This is a genomic window from Janthinobacterium leeuwenhoeki, from assembly GCF_051380795.1.
Taxonomy (GTDB): domain Bacteria; phylum Pseudomonadota; class Gammaproteobacteria; order Burkholderiales; family Burkholderiaceae_D; genus Janthinobacterium.
This window is the reverse complement of the sequence record NZ_JBNYXT010000015.1, coordinates 56,965-72,708: the sequence shown is the minus strand read 5'-3', so window position 1 is coordinate 72,708 and position 15,744 is coordinate 56,965. Positions and strand designations below refer to the sequence as shown.

The following is a 15,744-nucleotide window of genomic DNA, read 5'->3' as shown; positions in this document are numbered from 1 at the left end:
GGTGAATACAATGAAACTCTCTAAACTGAAACTGCTTCCGGCCGCAGCGGCACTGGCCATGCTGTGCGCCGCCGGTAGCGCACAGGCGGGCGCCTACGGCTATGCCTACAACAACATCTTTGGCCTGCAGATCGCCGCCACCACGGGCTCGATCACCGCCCTGAACAGCACCACGATCTCGCGCGCCACGGCCACCCTGAATGGCGTCAGCGTCATCACTGGCGGTCCCGGCCTGCTCGACTCGCCCCGCGCCGCCGTTGGCGCCGTGACCAAAGGGCAAAACGATTTCACGCAACAAGGCCCCGCGGGCAACTACTCGCGCGGCGATGCGCAGATCGTCAGCACGCAATTTCCGTCATTCCCGCCCGGCTCCACCTCCACGCAGGCCGTGAACGTGGCCGAAGCCCATCTTGACGGGCCTGCCGGCACGGCCGATGCGTCCGGCCGCAACGGCTCGACCACGGGCTTCTCCGTCAACTTCGTCGTCGGTTCGCCAACGGCAACGCTGAGCTTTGATTTCCTGGCCTCGCCCTTCATGCAGGTCTTCCTGCAAAGCACGGTCGGCCAGCTGTCCACCGCGACGGCCAACCTGGTGATGACCATCTCCATCACCGACTCGACCGGCGCGACCGTCTTCAACTGGACGCCCGATGGCGTCATCGGCTCGGGCATCTTCGGTGGCACGGAGAACGCCGATGCGGCCAACCTGAACACCGGCCTGGCGACCAACTTCCTGACGCGCGGCAACATGTTTACCTATGATCCCACCGGTTGCGGCACACCTGGCGGTACCGGTGTGGGCACGGCTTGCGGCGGCAACTTCAGCGCCGTCAGCAATGCCCTCGCGACTGGCAACTACACCTTGACCTTGAATGCGGTGGAGAGCGTTGACCTGGTGAAACAGGCGGCGACACCGGAGCCGGGCACCTTGGCCTTGCTGGGCCTGGGTCTGGCTGGCCTGGGCTATGCCCGCCGCCGCAAGGCTAGTGTTTGAACCAGGCAACAGGGGGGATTCACAGGCGAGGGGGCTCTCCTCGCCTTTTTTATGCCGAGCCCTGTCGGTTTTCCTTACAGCGCAGCGGCCAGCAAAGGAGTTCCAAAAGATTTCCATGAACAATTTTTCTCGCACCCGACTTCGCGCTACCCTGCTCGCCCCACTGCTGTTGGCATGCAACGGCGGCGCAAGTGCCGCCGCCTACGGCTATTCGTACACCAGCGTCTTTGGCCTGGTCATCAGCAATCCCACCGGTTCCACCACCTTGATCAACAATATCGACCTGTCGCGCACCGCCGCCACGCTCAACGGCAGCAGTGTCATCAATGGCGGCAGCAATGAGATCGACGCGCCGCAAGCGACCCGCGGCGCCGTCACCAAGGGAGAAAACGACTTTAGCCGGCAAGGCATGGGCAATGCCGCGTATGCGCGCGGCGAGGCGCAGATCATCACTTCGCAAATCCCGCCCTTTCCACCGGGTTCGACCAGCACGCATACCGTGAATGCGGCGGAAACCTTCCTCACAAGCGGCGGCAATGCCGACGCCTCGGGACGCAATGGTTCCAGCACCGCGATGCGCGTCAATTTCGTCGTCGGCCAACCGGGCGCGAGCCTGGCCTTCGACTTCCAGGCCCTGCCCTTCATGCAACTGTACCTGGACGCGCTGGCCGGCACGGGATCGACGGCCACCACCAACATGGCGCTGACGTTTACCATCATCGATGAAAATGGCCAGATCGTCTTCAACTGGGCGCCCGACGGCAAGCTCGGCTCCGGCATCCTGGGCGGCACCGAACTGGCCGATGCCGCCAATCTCAATACCGGCTACGCGCAAACGCCGCTCACCAGCGGCAGCATGATCACCTACGACCCCAGCGGCTGCGGCGCGCCCACGGGTACGGGCGCCGGCACCACGTGCGGCGGGCAGTATGGCGCCGTCACGAACAAGCTGGTGGCGGGCAACTACACCCTGGTGTTGAACATGCTGAACAGTTCCGAACTGGCCTACGTGCCGGGCGCTACGCCAGTGGCGCTGCCGGGCACCTTGCCGTTGCTGGCCGCTGGCCTGGCGGCGCTGGCCAGCCTGGCGCCACGGCGGCGCCGCTGACGAGGCTGACGAAGCTGAGGCGCCCGCATGGCCTCACGCACGCTTCACTGTCCCGCCGTTGGCGCCACCAGCAAGTCTTGCAGCGGACGGCGCAGCGAGCGCGCACTGGCTGCCGGCCCCGCACCGATGCGCCCAAGGAACACGGCCCGCTCAAACGCCGCCTCCCCCAGCACGGCCTGGCACTGCACGGCCAGTTCCTGCGCCATTTCCTGCATGCCATCGGTGCGTGAAAAAGTACGCCGTTCGCGCACATAGCGGGCAAAGATCAGCGGCGTCAGTTCCGGCTGCAATTGCAGGCCCAGCTGCGTGGCCGTCAGCCAGAAACGCTGCATGGCGCGGCCGGCCGCCACGTAATCGTCGATGTGGCGCGGGGGCGCATCGGCCAGCAGCACGAAATGCGCGGCGCAATACAGGCCCGGCAGCAAGTCCATCTGCAGGCGCGGCGCGAGGATGCCCGCCAGCCAGGTATTGAAAAAATCCACGCGGCGCCAGCTGTGCATGACCCAGCGCATCAGGCGCGCCGTCATCGGGTCGACGCCGAGCGCCTGTTCCGGGATGCGGTCGCTGCTGTAGCGCGCCCCCCATTCGATGACGTCGCGGTGCACCTTGTGCGCTTCGGGCATGGTCAGGCGCAGCTTCGCATTGTCGAACATCAGGCGTGCACAGGCCAGGCGCGCGCGTGCGCCTTCGAACCATTGCACACCGTAATCCGGCGGCAAGCTGGCCGCCAGCGCCGCCTTTTCGCTGGCGCGCAGGCGGCGCGTGCTGAGCCGGCGCCGCTGCACGCTGCGCTGCGGCAGGAAGGCCGCCAGCGGATCGGCCAACATGCCGGGGCTGTCGACAAAGTGCACAGCGAAGGTGGGCAAGGTATCGGGCAGGCCGCCGTGCCGGCGCGCTTCCATGCGCAAGCCATGGCTGCTGGCCGCCAGTGCCATGCTTTCGAGCAAGGCACCCAGCGACAGCTGGCTGGGATGGCCGTCGAGGTCATACACGCAATGGCTGCGCGTATCGAAGCCATGCACGACGACATGGCGCCGGTCCACGACTTCAAAGCGCCACGGCTGCGTGTTGTCGCCACTGGGTGCCCAGCGCGCCTGGTCGAGAATGTTTTCCAGCACAGAATCGATCTGCGCGATCAGCGGTGCTTGCGCCATTTATGCCCCCTGCGCCGCGCGCCGGCGCTTGATGATGGCCATCGCCAGCCGCTGCAGGGGATGACGGTTGCCGCCCGGACGCCAGGTATGCACGAGCTTGTTGCGGTAGGCGTCGAAATGCATGCCGTGCGGTGCCGCCATCACCTTGCCACGTTTCAGCAAGATCTTCAGTGCCTCGGTGGCAGCCGCGCCGGCGCACAGCTGGCAGCCCATGATGGTCGACGGCCCGCGCCGCTGCTTCAGGTTGATGGCCGACGGGTCGACCAGATAGGGGCCGTGCAAGCCGGCCGGCGCCAGTCCGACGAGAAAGCGCAGGGCCTTCTCTTCTTCAGGCAAGTCGCCCCAGCCAAAATACGCTTCGAACGTCATGCCGCCCGGCAGGAAGCTGAGCACGGCCGTGCCCATGCCCAGCGGCGCGGCCGTGATGGCGGGGATGCCCAGACGGGCACAAGTGGCGAAGGTGGCCTGGCGCGCGGGGAAGGCGAAAAAATCCAGGCCGTCCACGTACAGGTCGACACCGGCGAAGAACTCGGCCAGATTGCTGTCGTGTATGCCGTCTGGAAATTGTTTAATCTCAAGTTCCGGATTGATGTCCGTCGCCATCTGCGCCAGCACGGCCACCTTGGGCTGGCCCAGGGTCGATACCATGGCGCCGGCCTGGCGGTTGAAGTTGGCGATATCGAAGGTGTCGAAATCGGCGATGTGGAAAGCGCCGATGCCCAGCCGCGCCAGGGTCAGCAAGTGCACGCCGCCCACGCCACCCATGCCGGCGATGGCCACGCGCTTGCCGCGCAAGCTGTCCTGCTCCGCCTGCGTGACCCAGCCCAGGTTGCGGGCAAATGCCGCGTGATAGGAAAAACCGTCTGTCATGCTCACCTCTTCTGTACGTCTCTTGCGGACGCAAAGGTTTGGACAGGTGAGCCAGGGATAAGTTCCCCAATGACAGACGAAAGCGCTTAGCGCGCCAGGCGCCGCGGCGCCGCTGCAGCTGCCACTGCGCCCACCTTGAACACGCTGACGATCTGCGCCAGTCCCGCTGCCTGCTCGTTCATGGCTTGCGCCGCCGCCGACGCCTGCTCGACGAGGGCCGAGTTTTGCTGCGTCATGTTGTCCATTTCGACGATGGCCTGGTTGATTTGCTCGATACCGGCACTTTGCTCCGCGCTGGCCGAGGAAATCTCGGCCACGATATCGGTCACATGCTGCACACTGGAAACGACTTTTTCCATCGTTTCGCCCGCCAGCGCCACGAGTTTTTCACCGGCGCCCACTTGCTCGGCGGAACTGTCGATCAATTGCTTGATTTCCTTGGCGGCCGCAGCCGAACGCTGCGCCAGATTGCGCACCTCGCTGGCGACGACGGCGAAGCCACGGCCCTGCTCGCCCGCGCGCGCCGCTTCCACGGCCGCATTCAGGGCCAGGATATTCGTCTGGAAGGCGATGCCGTCGATGACGGCGATGATGTCGCCAATCTTTTTCGACGAGGCATTGATGGCGCCCATGGTGTCGACCACCTGGCTCACCACGCCGCCCGCCTGGGTCGCCACTTGCGAGGCAGAAATGGCCAGCTGGTTGGCTTGGCGCGCATTGTCTGCATTCTGGCGCACGGTCGAGGTCATCTCTTCCATGGTCGAGGCCGTCTCTTCCAATGATCCCGCCTGCTGTTCCGTACGCGCCGACAGGTCATGGTTGCCAGAAGCGATTTCTCCCGACGCCGTGGAAATGGCATCGGCATCGTTGCGCACCTGGCTCACCAGATGCGCCAGGTTGTCGCGCATGGCCTTGATCGCCATCAACAGACTGGATGTATCGCCGGGACGCGTGTCGATCTGCGTGGTCAGGTCGCCCTGCGCGATCTGCGCCACGATGGCCGCCGCATAGTCGGGTTCGCCACCGAGCTGGGCCAGGATACGGCGCAGCATCAGGGTCGCCAGGGCGCCCACCACCAGCATCAGCGCGCCGCCGATGGCCAGCAGCACGCCGGCCTGGGCCCAGAACTTGTCGTTGATGTCATCGATATAGGTGGCCGTACCGATCACCCAGTTCCACGGTGCAAATTTCACCACGGCATACATCTTCGCCACGCGCTCCGTCACGCCGGGACGCGTGCCATCGGCCTGCACCAGGGCGATGCGGCTGTTGGCCAGCGCGGCACGGTAGCGGTCGCCCGACTGTTTCATATTCTTTTGCGGCGTACCGATGCGCGAGGCGTTCGGATGCACGTACAGCAAGTCGGTGCTGAAGTCGCGCACAAAATAATACATTTCGTCCTTGACGAAACTGCCGATGGCCAGCTTGGCCTGCTGCTGAGCCTGCTCACGCGTCAGCTTGCCCGACTGTTCCAGCGCATATGCTTTTTCCACCGAGGCATTGGCCAATTCCACCAGCACCGTCAATTGCTCGACCCTTTCGGCCATCATGGTCTGGCGCAAGGAATACAGGGAAAACGAGGCGATGAGGACGATGCCCAGCAAGGTGCTGAAACACAATAAAAGTATACGCGAACGGAGAGTCATGGGAGCCTGGGTAAAGAATAAAATGTGGAATTATAAACAATTTCCATGTGGAAATCTTTTTAAAAAAGCAAAGCGGGCGGCGCTACCAGGCTGATGCCCGGCAGGCACCGCCCGCATATGTCTTGCTAAAGTCTTGCTGAAAGGTCAGGCCAAGGCTTCCTTGGCTGCCTCTTCCGGCGTCAAGCCGTCGTAGAACTGGTCGGTAAACCACTCGACCTGCTCTTCGATGTGGTCCTGCGCCTGCGCCACAGTGGCGCCGCCGGCCACGAGGAAGCCTTCGACCTCGATACACCAGTTGATCAACTCCAGGGTTTCCGGATCAAGTTCTTCTTTCTTAGCCATCGTGCATTCCTTGCTTGTTAAATTGCGATCACATCAATCCGCAGCAGTTTAACAGCATCGGCACCGTGCCGCCCCTGCATTTGACCCATAAAGCTTACTTAAGGGCAACTTTTTTGCGTTCCGGGTACAGTACCACCTGTACATAATTATGCATGTCCAGGTAGCGCTGCGCCGCCAGCTTGACGGCTTGCGGCGTGATGGCGCGCACGCGCTGCGCGTAGCGCAGGATGTGCGCAGGATCGCGGCCCTGCGTTACCGAACCCATCAGTTGGTTCATCCAGTAGTTATTTTCCCGCATGAATTTCTGCTGGCGCGTGATCCAGTTCAGCTTGACCTTTTCCAGGTCGGCCACAGACGGCCCCTCGGCCTTCATCTTGTTGATTTCGGCAAAGGCGGCGGCGATCACCTTGTCCACATTTTCCGGCCCCGTCGGCAAGTTCAGCCCCACCGAATAATGGCCATACGGATGCTGGCCCATGGAAGTGTCAAAGCCGCCGCCATAGATCATGCCCATCTTTTCGCGCAGCACTTCGATGACTTTCAGATTCAGCACTTCGCCCAGCGCCTGCAAGGTCAGCTTTTGCTCATCCGAGTACGCCACGTCGCCATTGAAGGTGATGGAAATCGTGCTTTTGGGCTCGCTACCCATGTAGATATCCTTCTTGACGACCCCCGTCACCGGGCGCATGCCCACGTCGCGGTAGGCATGCGGCACCTCGGCCACGGGCAAGGTGCCCAGGTAGCTGGCGATCAGCGGCTTGATCTTGTCGAGCTCGAAGCTGCCTGCGAAGATGAAGGTCATGTCGCGCGCGCTGGAAAAACGCTGGCGGAAGATTTCCAGCGAGCGGTCCAGGCTCACTTTATCGAAGTCGGCAGCGCGCGGCACGCCATCGACGCGCGGATTGTCGCCAAACATGGCGTGCTGGATGGCATCGTAAAATACGGCTTCCGGCTGCGCCATGCTGTTTTTCGCCAGGTCCTGCTGCTTGCCGATGAAAGATTGATACAGGCCCGCATCCTTGCGCACGTCATGGAAATACAGCGTCACCAGCTGCAACATGGCTTCCACGTCGGCGCTGCTGGATGAGCCGCCAAAGCCTTCGCTCAATTCGCCCAGCGAAGCGCCCACATTGACCGTTTTTCCTGCCAACACTTTCTGCAAGTCCAGCGGCGCCAGGTCTTTCAGACCCATGCTGCCGACCACGGCGCTGGCGTAGCGGGCGTTATAGATATCGGCGTCGCCAAACAGCGACTGGCCGCCGAAGCGCGTCGAGCCCATCAGCACCTGGTCATTCTTGAAATCCGTGGGTTTGAGCAGCACGCGTACGCCATTGCCCAGGGTCAGCTCGGTCACGCCTATGGCGCCATTCAACTTTTCAGCGACGATGCTGCCGCCCGCCGGCGGGCCATCCATCAGCTTGCTGGCCAGCACTTTTTCCGTGCGCGGTTCAACCTTCTGCTGCTCGGCCTTCGCCACGGCATCGAGCAATTGCTGCTGCGTCGGCACGCTGGCGCCCGCTTTCGGCTCGGCGCCCATGAAGACCACCAGTTTCTTTTGCTGGTCAGGGATGACTTTGGCCACCGTCTCGTTGATTTCCTGCAGGGTTACCTGCGGCAAGAGTTCCTGTGCGTACAGCAATTCATTGGCGATGCCGGGGATGGCTTCCTGCTCCAGGAAGTTGCGCGAATACTCGGCCACGAAACCGGCCGAATCGGACTTGTCGCGCTCGCTGTATGCGCGCTCGTAGTTGCGCAGCATGTTCTTGCGTGCGCGGTCCAGCTCATCCTGGCTGAAACCGAAGCGGCGCGCCCGCTCATCTTCCTGCACCAGCGCGTCGACGGCCGGCTGCACGCCGCCCTTGCCCAGCAAGGCATACGCGCTAAACGATTCATAGCCACGCACCAGCTTGCCCATGCTGCTGCCGCCCTGGATGAACGGCGGGTTGGCCTGCTGCGTCAATTCCTGCATGCGCGCGCTGAGCATTTGCCCATACAGGTTTTCGATCATCTGGCGGCGATAGTCGGCAATGGTGACGGGTTCCTGCGCGGCGCGGATCGGGTAGCGGATGAAGACCATGTCATCCGGCGCTTCCTTGTCCGTGATCACCAGCGCTTCCGTTTGCGAGCGCTGCGGCACTTCCGCATACAGGCGCGGACGCGGTTGCAAGGGATTTTTCAGCTTGCCGAAATGCTGGCGTATCATCGCTTCAGCTTGCTTCGGCTCCACGTCGCCGACCACCATCACGGCCATCAGGTCGGGACGGTACCAATCCTTGTAAAAGCGCTTGATGGCTTCCGGCTTGAACGTTTTCAGCACGGATTCCTTGCCGATCGGCATGCGCTGCGCATAGCGCGAACCGTTCAGCAGCTTCGGATACAAGACCTTGTTCATGCGGTCGCTGGCGCCCTTGCCCAGGCGCGCCTCTTCCAGCACGATGCCGCGCTCGCTGTTGATGTCGGCCGGATTGAATTTCAAGCCATGCGCCCAGTCTTCCAGCACCAGAAAACCCTTTTCCAGGTTTTTCTTCTTGTTCGTCGGAATTGGCAGCACGTACACGGTTTCATCGAAACTCGTGTAGGCGTTCAGGTCGGCGCCGAACTTCACGCCGATCGATTGCAAATAGGAAATGAGCTCATTGCGCTTGAAATGCGTGGAGCCGTTGAAGGCCATGTGTTCCGTGAAATGCGCCAGGCCTTGCTGGTCGTCATCTTCCAGGATGGACCCGGCTTTCACCACCAGGCGCAATTCCACTTTCTGCGCGGGACGGGCATTTTTCTTGATGTAATAGGTCAAGCCGTTCGGCAGTTTTCCGACGGTAACTTCTGGTGCCACTGGCAAGGGATCGCTCAAACGGATTTCTGCCTGGGCCATGCAGGCGCACGCCAGCAGGACGGCGCCCGAGATCAGGCGTAATTTACTCAGCTTCATGTATTCTCAACGGTAAGATTCAGTAAGCGTACCTTACACTGAAATCGTCTTTCCGCCATTAAAAACAGCTTAGGAAAACCTGCTTTTCCCAGGCAATTTTGCCGAATGACAAACTCAGCAGTGCCCTGCCTGGTTTTTTCAATTGTGCTAAAGTATTGCCGCCGGTCATGTGGACCGGCACAACAATACGTCTTCGGGGCGGGGTGTGATTCCCCACCGGCGGTAAGACCGGCAACGGTCAAGCCCGCGAGCGCTTGTCAGGTTTCGCCTGGTGAGGTCAGCAGATCTGGTGTGACTCCAGAGCCGACGGTATAGTCCGGATGAAAGAAGATGTGCAGTAAACGCGATGTCCGCTCGACCTGTCGATGCGGCCGGCTGCGTCTATTCGCTTGCCCTGCAGCGTTTTTCGCCTATGCGAGGAGCGTTTCACCATGTTAGTCAACAGCTATACCCTGCTTTCCAACGACCTGGAAGGTCGCATCCAATCCGCCCTGGCCGCCATGCGCGCCGGCATCCCCGTCATCCTGCTCGACGATTTCGACCGTGAAAACGAAGCCGACCTGATTCTGTCTGCCGAGAAACTCACGCATGAAACCATGGCCTTGCTGATCCGCGAATGCAGCGGCATCGTCTGCCTGTGCCTGCCGACGGACGTCGTCAGCGCGCTGGAATTGCCGCCCATGTCGTCCGACAACGGCAGCCGCTATGGCACGCCGTTTACGGTATCGATCGAGGCGCGCGAAGGCGTCACGACGGGCGTGTCGGCCGCCGACAGGGTCACCACCATCCGCGCCGCCATCGCGCCGAATGCCAAGCCAGCCGACCTGGTGCGCCCCGGCCACGTGTTCCCCCTGCGCGCCGCGCCCGGCGGCGTACTCGAGCGCCGTGGCCACACGGAAGGCTCCGTCGACCTGTCGCGCATGGCGGGCCTGAACCCGGCGGCCGTGCTGTGCGAGCTGATGAACCCGGACGGCAGCATGATGCGCGGCGACGCTATCGAGCGCTTCGCCGAGCTGCACGGCATGCCGATCCTGACCATCGAAGAACTGGTGGAATGGCGCAGCACGCGCGAGCAATAACGCTTCAATAACGCTACACGCGGCCACGGCCTTGGGCAGATGCACGTGCCGGTAGACGAGGCCCGCGTCGCCATGGAATTGAACTCGGCGGCGATGCTGCAGGAAGCCTCGCGCGCAGGACTGGGCGTGGCTGAGCGGGCGGAAAGCTACGACGTGTGGCTGGTCATGCATGCCGACCTGAACCGCTCTGCACGCGTGCGCGCGGCGGCCGACGCCATCATTGCCAGCGTGGCGGGCCAATAGCTGGCCACCCGCGCACGGCTGCACGGCTGGACAATCACTTGTATCGAACGCATCCAATGTTAAGATGCCATGATGACCCTATCCGTCTCCCTCATCATCAGCCTGCGCCGCCTGCACCGGGCCACCATGGCCTGGCTGGTCAGCTGGTGGCGCATGCTGCACTTCGCCATTCTCGTGTTTTCGCTGGCCCTGTCGCCATCGAGCTATAACCGCGACAACCGCCCTATCCTCGCGCACCGCCTGGTGACGAACACGGCGCCGAACCTCGTGTGGTTCAGCGTGGCCTGCGCCCTGGTCAGCCTGGTGCTCATCCGCATCGTCGTCGTCAGCGCGCAAAGCTACGGCCTGTCGCGCTATGCGCTGGAAATGGTGGTGCGCGTGCTGGTGCTGGAACTGATCCCGCTGACGGCCGCCCTGTTCGTCGCGCTGCGCCTGACCTTGCCTGACGGCATTGCGTTTGCGCAAATGCGCTCTTCCGGCATGCTCGATACCATGCAGCGCCAGGGCGTCGACCTGCTGCGCCGCGAATACTTTCCGCGCGTCATGTCCGGCATCTTCGCCGTGTGGATGCTGGCCATCGTCAGCTGCGTCACTTCGCTGATCCTCGCCTACCTCACCATCTACGGCTTTACGCCGTGGGCGCTGCAAGGCTACACGCGCGTCGTCGGGCAAATCTTCAATCCGGCCGTGGCCCTGATCCTGATGCTCAAGGTCATCTTCTTCAGCTTTGCCGTGGCCCTGATCCCGCTGGCCTCGTCCTACTATCCGGAAGAGCCGCACGGACGGCGCAACCGCCTGTGGGCCGCGCACGGCCTGTCCGAAATGCTGCGCCTGTTTTCCGTCATCCTGCTGATCGAAGTGGCTTCGCTGATGGGCAATTACTACTGATGCCCCGCCCGCCACCGCCAGCGATCCCCGAACCACCCCTACGAGAGCCAGAATCCATGAGCCAGAGCCAGCCCCCCAATCCCGACCAGACCGACGTCACGGCGCCGGACGCCATCCTTCCCGCCCCGCCGCCCGTGCGCCACGCCGAACTGAAGGCAGCCATCCTGCTCGTCTTCATGTTCGTGCTGGTGGTCGGCTCCGTCGTCTACCTGATGTATGCGCGCGGCGCCTTCGAAGCCACGCAGACGCTGGTGCTGACGACCGACGATTCCGATGGCGTCGGCGTGGGCGCCGACCTGACCTTTTCCGGCTTTCCCATCGGCCGCGTGCAGCGCATCGAACTGGCGCCGGACGGCAAGGCCCGCGTCATTATCGACGTACCGCGCAAAGACGCGCACTGGCTGCGCAGCAGCTCCATCTTCACCCTGGAACGGGGCATCGTGGGCGGTGCCAAGCTGCGCGCCTACAGCGGCATCCTGACGGATCCGCCACTGCCAGACGACGCCACGCGCGACTTGCTGGTGGGCGACATGGCGGCGGAAATTCCCCGCCTGCTGGCCGCCGCGAAGGATTTGCTGAACAATGTGGCCAGCCTGACGGGCACCGATTCCGCCCTCGACGGCACCTTGCGCAATGTGCAGGCCGTCACCGGCAAGCTGAGCGGCCCGGGCGGCGCCATGGGCTTGCTGACGGGCGACGACAAGCAGTCGCGCCTGCTCGTCGAGCGGGCCAACGCCCTGCTGGTCACGGCGGATCAGCTGGCGCGCCGCACGGATGGCCTGGTGGCGAATGCCGACACGCGCGTCTTTGGCGACAAGGGCGTGATGACGGATGCGCAGGCGACCATCGTGCAGCTCAATGCCCTGCTGGCCGACACGCGCAACAGCCTGAAAAAGGTCGACGCCGTGCTGGTCGAGGCGCAAGCCGTGGGTGCCAACGCCAAGGCGGCGACAGCCGACCTGGGCCCGCTGCGCGCCGACGTGGAAAGCAATCTGCGCAAGGTCGAACAGCTGGTCAATGAAATCAACCGCAAATGGCCGTTCAAGCGCAATCCGGAGATCACACTGCCATGAGAAAACGCAATGTCACCTTGTCCGCCCTGGCCGCATTGTTGTGCGCAGCGCTCGCCGCCTGCTCCAGCGGCCCGCCCGTGCCAGACTGGAAAATGAATGCGCAAAGTTCCATCGAGCGGTTTCAAGCGGCTTATTTGAGTGGCAATGCCCTCGTCGAACAGACGGAATTCCGGCGCGCCCGCAACCAGGTGGCCGGCACGGGCAAGCTCGAACTGGTGGCGCGCATCGAACTGCTGCGCTGCGCCGCGCGCGTGGCCAGCCTGGCATTCGAAGACTGCGCCGGCTTTGACGCCCTGCAAGCCGACGCGACAGCCGCCGACCGCGCGTATGCTGCCTGGCTGGCTGGCAAGGGGCAGGCGGCCGACGTCGCCCTGTTGCCGCAAGCGCAGCGGGCGGCAGCCAGCGCCAGCTCGGACACGGCCGCCGCCAGCGCCGTGGCAGCCATCAAGGACCCGCTGTCGCAGCTGGTGGCAGCCGGCGTGCTGCTGCGCTCGGGCCGCGCCACGCCGGAGCTGCTCGACACGGCCGTGGCCACCGCCTCGGATCAGGGCTGGCGTCGTCCGCTGCTGGCCTGGCTGGGCGTACAGCGCCTGCGCGCCGAACAGGCGGGCGACACGCAAGCGGCGCAACGCATCGCGCGGCGCATGGCAATCGTCGAGCAGCCGCTGGCGCCCTGAGCGCGCCGATGGGCGGCCCAGGGCAGGCGGAATCAGGCATAATCGAGCCTGGATGATAGCTATTGCGCGCAGGCAGCGAGGTGTGACGATGCAGTTCGAGGATTTCGACCTTTCCACTCCCGATACCGGCCGGCATGCGGCGGCGCCTGGCGACGATGCGTCGGCCGCCACGGCCGTGCGCCTGCAATACCTGCTCGACAATACGCCCTCCATCATCTATTGCACCGTGCCCAGCGGCGACTTCAAGATGACGTTTGTCAGCAACAATGCCTTGAATGTGCTGGGCTACCAGCCCGAGGAGATGGTGACAGATCCCAATTTCTGGTTCGACCACATCCACCCCGACGATGCGCCCGGCATTTTTTCCAGCCTGGCGCAGATTTTCGTCGAAGGCGCGCGCGCCTACGAATACCGCTTCCGCGTGCGCGACGGCAACTATCTATGGATGCACGACAGCCTGCGCCTGGTGCGCGACGAGCATGGCGTGCCGTTCGAGGTGATCGGCTCGCTGACCGACATCACGGAACGCAAGCGCATGGAAGCGATGCTGCAGGCGCGCGGCGAAGAGCAGCAACTACTGATCAGCAAGCTGCAGGAAGCGCATGACCAGCTGCTGCAATCGGAAAAGATGGCCTCCATCGGCCAGCTGGCGGCCGGCATCGCGCATGAAATCAACAACCCGATCGGCTTCGTCAATTCGAACATGAGTTCGCTGCAAGGCTATGTCGGCACCCTGTTCGACGTCATCGACCAGTATGAAGCGACAATGCGCGAGCCGCTCGATGGCCCGGACCTGGCCGCGCGCGTGGCGCAAGTGCGCGCGCAGGCCGACCTGGCCTTCCTGCAGGACGACATCGGCGACCTGGTGCGCGAATCGATGGATGGCCTCAAACGCGTGCGCGACATCGTGCAGGCGCTGAAGGATTTTTCCCACGTGGGCGAAACGGACTGGCAAGTCGCCAACCTGCATGCGGGCCTGGACAGCACCCTCAATATCGTCGCCAACGAATTGAAATACAAGGCGCGCATCGAGAAACACTATGGCGAGCTGCCGCCGATACTGTGCCTGGCCTCGCAGCTGAACCAGGTCTTCATGAACCTGCTCGTCAACGCGGGCCAGGCCATCAGCAGCCATGGCGTGATCAGCATCCGCACCGGCCACGCCGGCGACTGGGTGTGGGTGGAGATCGGCGACACGGGTGCCGGCATCGCACCCGAGCACCTGCACCGCATCTTTGAACCATTCTTCACCACCAAGGCCGTCGGCAGCGGCACGGGCCTGGGCCTGTCGCTGTCGTACGGCATCGTCAACAAGCACGGCGGACGCATCGAAGTGGCCTCGGAAGTGGGCCGCAGCACGCGCTTTACCGTGCACCTGCCCGTATCGCCGCCGGCGGCCCAGGCAGCATCCTAGCTTTCCCGCCCTAGCATTCCTTCAAGGGCGCATACACGCGGATGCTCAGGCGCCCGCCATTCTTGCTTTCGAAATCGAGCAGCTGGGCGATCACGCGGGCCGTCAGCACGTGTTCGGCCGCCAGCAACATCAGGCCATCGCGGCTGATCAGGTCGCGCGACAGCACCATGCCCGGCTCCAGCTGGCCCGACAGCACGGTCAGGTCGCGCGCCGGCGGCTCCGTCTCGTCCATGATGCTGCGGAAGGCGGCCACCACGGCCGGGTCGTAGCGCTTGCCGACGCTGTCGTAGATCAGGGTGCGGGCCTCGTCGGCGCGCAGGCTGCGCTGCACCATGGCGCCGATCTGCAAGCCGTCGTAGTCCGACGCCAGCGCCAGGATGCGCGCGCCCAGCGGAATGGCCAGGCCCACCATGCCATCGGGAAAGCCGCCACCGTCGAAGCGCTCCAGCTGCGAGCGCAGGATCACGGAGACGGCGCGCAGCTCGTCTAGCGCCATCAGCAATTGTTCGGCGCGCAGCGGATGCTTGCGGAACGCGGCCAGCTGCTCGCCCGTCCAGGCGCTGGCCGGCAGTTCCAGCACATCGTCGCTCAAGCTGAGCTTGCCGATATCCTTGAGCAGGGCCGCGATGAACACGTCGCGCGCTTCCTGCCCTTGCAAGCCCAGCGCCTGCGCCAGCTTGCGCGCCAGTTCCGCCACGCGCCGCGCATGGCCGGCCAGCTTGCCGCCGCGCATCTCGATCAGGTTGGAAAACACCTTGATGGTCGTCACGAACGTGGCCTTCAGGCGCTCGTTGGCCGCCTGTACCTCGTCGTGCGACTGCTTCAGCTGCTGCGTGCGCGTGGCCACCTTCGCTTCCAGGCTGGCGTTGAGCGCCTGCAGCTGCACGTTCTGGCTGGCCGTCAGCGCTTCCAGGCGCCGTTTTTCCTGCTCCAGCGCGCGCCGCTCCAGCGCGTGGCGCACCACCAGCACGATATCGTTCTCGTCCCAGGGCTTGGTCACGTAGCGGTAGATCTCGCCCTGGTTGATGGCGTCGAGGATGGACTGGATGTCGGCATAGCCGGTCAGCAGCAGCCGCATGGTGCCGGGCCAGCGCTGGCGCACCTGGGCCAGGAACTGCGCGCCATCCATGTGCGGCATGCGCATGTCGGAGATGACCAGGTCCACCGTCTCGCTCTCGAGCAGGGCCAGGCCGGCCGCGCCGCTCTCGGCCATCAGCACGCGGTAGCCGTGCGGGCGGAACAGGCGGCGCAGCGACGACAGGATATTCGGTTCGTCGTCGACGCACAGGATGGTCGGTGGCGTCTTCCCGGTGCTGATATTCATGCT

Annotated in this window: 14 protein-coding genes and 1 riboswitch; of the genes, 8 read left to right on the top strand and 6 right to left on the bottom strand. The window is 63.7% G+C overall.

All coding sequences use genetic code 11. From position 1 onward, the window contains the following. Window positions 1-10: 10 nt before the first annotated feature. Window positions 11-994 carry an EDSAP-1 family PEP-CTERM protein gene (locus ACQ4WS_RS13945; RefSeq protein ID WP_436477136.1) on the top strand — a complete coding sequence of 328 codons (984 nt, stop codon included), beginning with the start codon at window positions 11-13 and terminating at the stop codon, window positions 992-994. A gap of 115 nt (window positions 995-1,109) precedes the next feature. Then, complete coding sequence (locus ACQ4WS_RS13940) at window positions 1,110-2,102, top strand: EDSAP-1 family PEP-CTERM protein (RefSeq protein ID WP_436477134.1); 993 nt, start codon at window positions 1,110-1,112, stop codon at window positions 2,100-2,102. Between the two features lie 44 nt (window positions 2,103-2,146). On the opposite strand, the gene ACQ4WS_RS13935 is transcribed toward ACQ4WS_RS13940, so the two are convergent. From ACQ4WS_RS13935 to ACQ4WS_RS13915, 5 genes are all read right to left on the bottom strand, one after another. Next, window positions 2,147-3,256, bottom strand: a complete 1,110-nt coding sequence (locus ACQ4WS_RS13935; RefSeq protein ID WP_436477132.1) for a nitroreductase family protein — start codon at window positions 3,254-3,256, stop codon at window positions 2,147-2,149. Beyond that, complete coding sequence (locus ACQ4WS_RS13930) at window positions 3,257-4,126, bottom strand: ThiF family adenylyltransferase (RefSeq protein ID WP_436477130.1); 870 nt, start codon at window positions 4,124-4,126, stop codon at window positions 3,257-3,259. It lies immediately after the preceding gene. Between the two features lie 86 nt (window positions 4,127-4,212). Continuing rightward, window positions 4,213-5,772, bottom strand: coding sequence for a methyl-accepting chemotaxis protein (locus tag ACQ4WS_RS13925; protein WP_436477128.1), 1,560 nt, complete (start codon window positions 5,770-5,772; stop codon window positions 4,213-4,215). 144 nt (window positions 5,773-5,916) lie between these two features. Next, a complete protein-coding gene (locus ACQ4WS_RS13920) occupies window positions 5,917-6,114 on the bottom strand; it encodes a hypothetical protein (protein WP_010399555.1) in 198 nt (65 codons plus the stop codon). A gap of 94 nt (window positions 6,115-6,208) precedes the next feature. Then, on the bottom strand, window positions 6,209-9,043 hold the full coding sequence (locus tag ACQ4WS_RS13915; RefSeq protein WP_436477126.1) for a M16 family metallopeptidase: 2,835 nt from the start codon (window positions 9,041-9,043) through the stop codon (window positions 6,209-6,211). Window positions 9,044-9,228: 185 nt separating this feature from the next. After that, window positions 9,229-9,379: riboswitch (FMN riboswitch) on the top strand. A 95-nt stretch (window positions 9,380-9,474) separates the two neighbouring features. Here ACQ4WS_RS13915 and ribB point away from each other — a divergent pair. From ribB to ACQ4WS_RS13885, 6 genes are all read left to right on the top strand, one after another. Beyond that, window positions 9,475-10,122, top strand: a complete 648-nt coding sequence (ribB, locus tag ACQ4WS_RS13910) for a 3,4-dihydroxy-2-butanone-4-phosphate synthase (RefSeq protein WP_436477124.1) — start codon at window positions 9,475-9,477, stop codon at window positions 10,120-10,122. A gap of 45 nt (window positions 10,123-10,167) precedes the next feature. Continuing rightward, on the top strand, window positions 10,168-10,365 hold the full coding sequence (locus ACQ4WS_RS13905; RefSeq protein ID WP_436477122.1) for a hypothetical protein: 198 nt from the start codon (window positions 10,168-10,170) through the stop codon (window positions 10,363-10,365). 72 nt (window positions 10,366-10,437) lie between these two features. Further along, window positions 10,438-11,253: an MlaE family ABC transporter permease gene (locus ACQ4WS_RS13900; protein WP_152254685.1), complete on the top strand. Its 816-nt coding sequence runs from the start codon at window positions 10,438-10,440 to the stop codon at window positions 11,251-11,253. Between the two features lie 56 nt (window positions 11,254-11,309). Then, window positions 11,310-12,326, top strand: a complete 1,017-nt coding sequence (locus ACQ4WS_RS13895) for an MlaD family protein (RefSeq protein WP_436477120.1) — start codon at window positions 11,310-11,312, stop codon at window positions 12,324-12,326. Continuing rightward, the gene (locus ACQ4WS_RS13890; protein ID WP_436477118.1) at window positions 12,323-13,003 is read left to right on the top strand and encodes a hypothetical protein; all 681 of its coding nucleotides are present in this window, start codon (window positions 12,323-12,325) and stop codon (window positions 13,001-13,003) included. The genes ACQ4WS_RS13895 and ACQ4WS_RS13890 overlap by 4 nt, the downstream gene beginning before the upstream one ends. Window positions 13,004-13,091: 88 nt before the next feature. Next, window positions 13,092-14,417 carry an ATP-binding protein gene (locus ACQ4WS_RS13885; RefSeq protein WP_436477116.1) on the top strand — a complete coding sequence of 442 codons (1,326 nt, stop codon included), beginning with the start codon at window positions 13,092-13,094 and terminating at the stop codon, window positions 14,415-14,417. Window positions 14,418-14,427: 10 nt separating this feature from the next. Here the strand turns inward: ACQ4WS_RS13885 and nosR are convergent, their stop codons facing one another. Further along, window positions 14,428-15,741, bottom strand: a complete 1,314-nt coding sequence (gene nosR / locus ACQ4WS_RS13880) for a response regulator c-di-GMP phosphodiesterase, NosR family (RefSeq protein WP_436477114.1) — start codon at window positions 15,739-15,741, stop codon at window positions 14,428-14,430. Window positions 15,742-15,744 lie beyond the last annotated feature (3 nt).

What these genes read in the sequence shown, in the direction of transcription:
- ACQ4WS_RS13895 (WP_436477120.1), top strand. Translation starts at nt 11,310, where the DNA reads ATGAGCCAGAGCCAGCCCCCCAATCCCGACCAGACCGACGTCACGGCG.
- ACQ4WS_RS13900 (WP_152254685.1), top strand. Translation starts at nt 10,438, where the DNA reads ATGACCCTATCCGTCTCCCTCATCATCAGCCTGCGCCGCCTGCACCGG.
- ACQ4WS_RS13930 (WP_436477130.1), bottom strand. Translation starts at nt 4,126, where the DNA reads ATGACAGACGGTTTTTCCTATCACGCGGCATTTGCCCGCAACCTGGGC.
- ACQ4WS_RS13945 (WP_436477136.1), top strand. Translation starts at nt 11, where the DNA reads ATGAAACTCTCTAAACTGAAACTGCTTCCGGCCGCAGCGGCACTGGCC.
- ribB (WP_436477124.1), top strand. Translation starts at nt 9,475, where the DNA reads ATGTTAGTCAACAGCTATACCCTGCTTTCCAACGACCTGGAAGGTCGC.
- ACQ4WS_RS13935 (WP_436477132.1), bottom strand. Translation starts at nt 3,256, where the DNA reads ATGGCGCAAGCACCGCTGATCGCGCAGATCGATTCTGTGCTGGAAAAC.
- ACQ4WS_RS13940 (WP_436477134.1), top strand. Translation starts at nt 1,110, where the DNA reads ATGAACAATTTTTCTCGCACCCGACTTCGCGCTACCCTGCTCGCCCCA.
- ACQ4WS_RS13915 (WP_436477126.1), bottom strand. Translation starts at nt 9,043, where the DNA reads ATGAAGCTGAGTAAATTACGCCTGATCTCGGGCGCCGTCCTGCTGGCG.
- ACQ4WS_RS13890 (WP_436477118.1), top strand. Translation starts at nt 12,323, where the DNA reads ATGAGAAAACGCAATGTCACCTTGTCCGCCCTGGCCGCATTGTTGTGC.
- ACQ4WS_RS13885 (WP_436477116.1), top strand. Translation starts at nt 13,092, where the DNA reads ATGCAGTTCGAGGATTTCGACCTTTCCACTCCCGATACCGGCCGGCAT.
- ACQ4WS_RS13920 (WP_010399555.1), bottom strand. Translation starts at nt 6,114, where the DNA reads ATGGCTAAGAAAGAAGAACTTGATCCGGAAACCCTGGAGTTGATCAAC.
- nosR (WP_436477114.1), bottom strand. Translation starts at nt 15,741, where the DNA reads ATGAATATCAGCACCGGGAAGACGCCACCGACCATCCTGTGCGTCGAC.
- ACQ4WS_RS13925 (WP_436477128.1), bottom strand. Translation starts at nt 5,772, where the DNA reads ATGACTCTCCGTTCGCGTATACTTTTATTGTGTTTCAGCACCTTGCTG.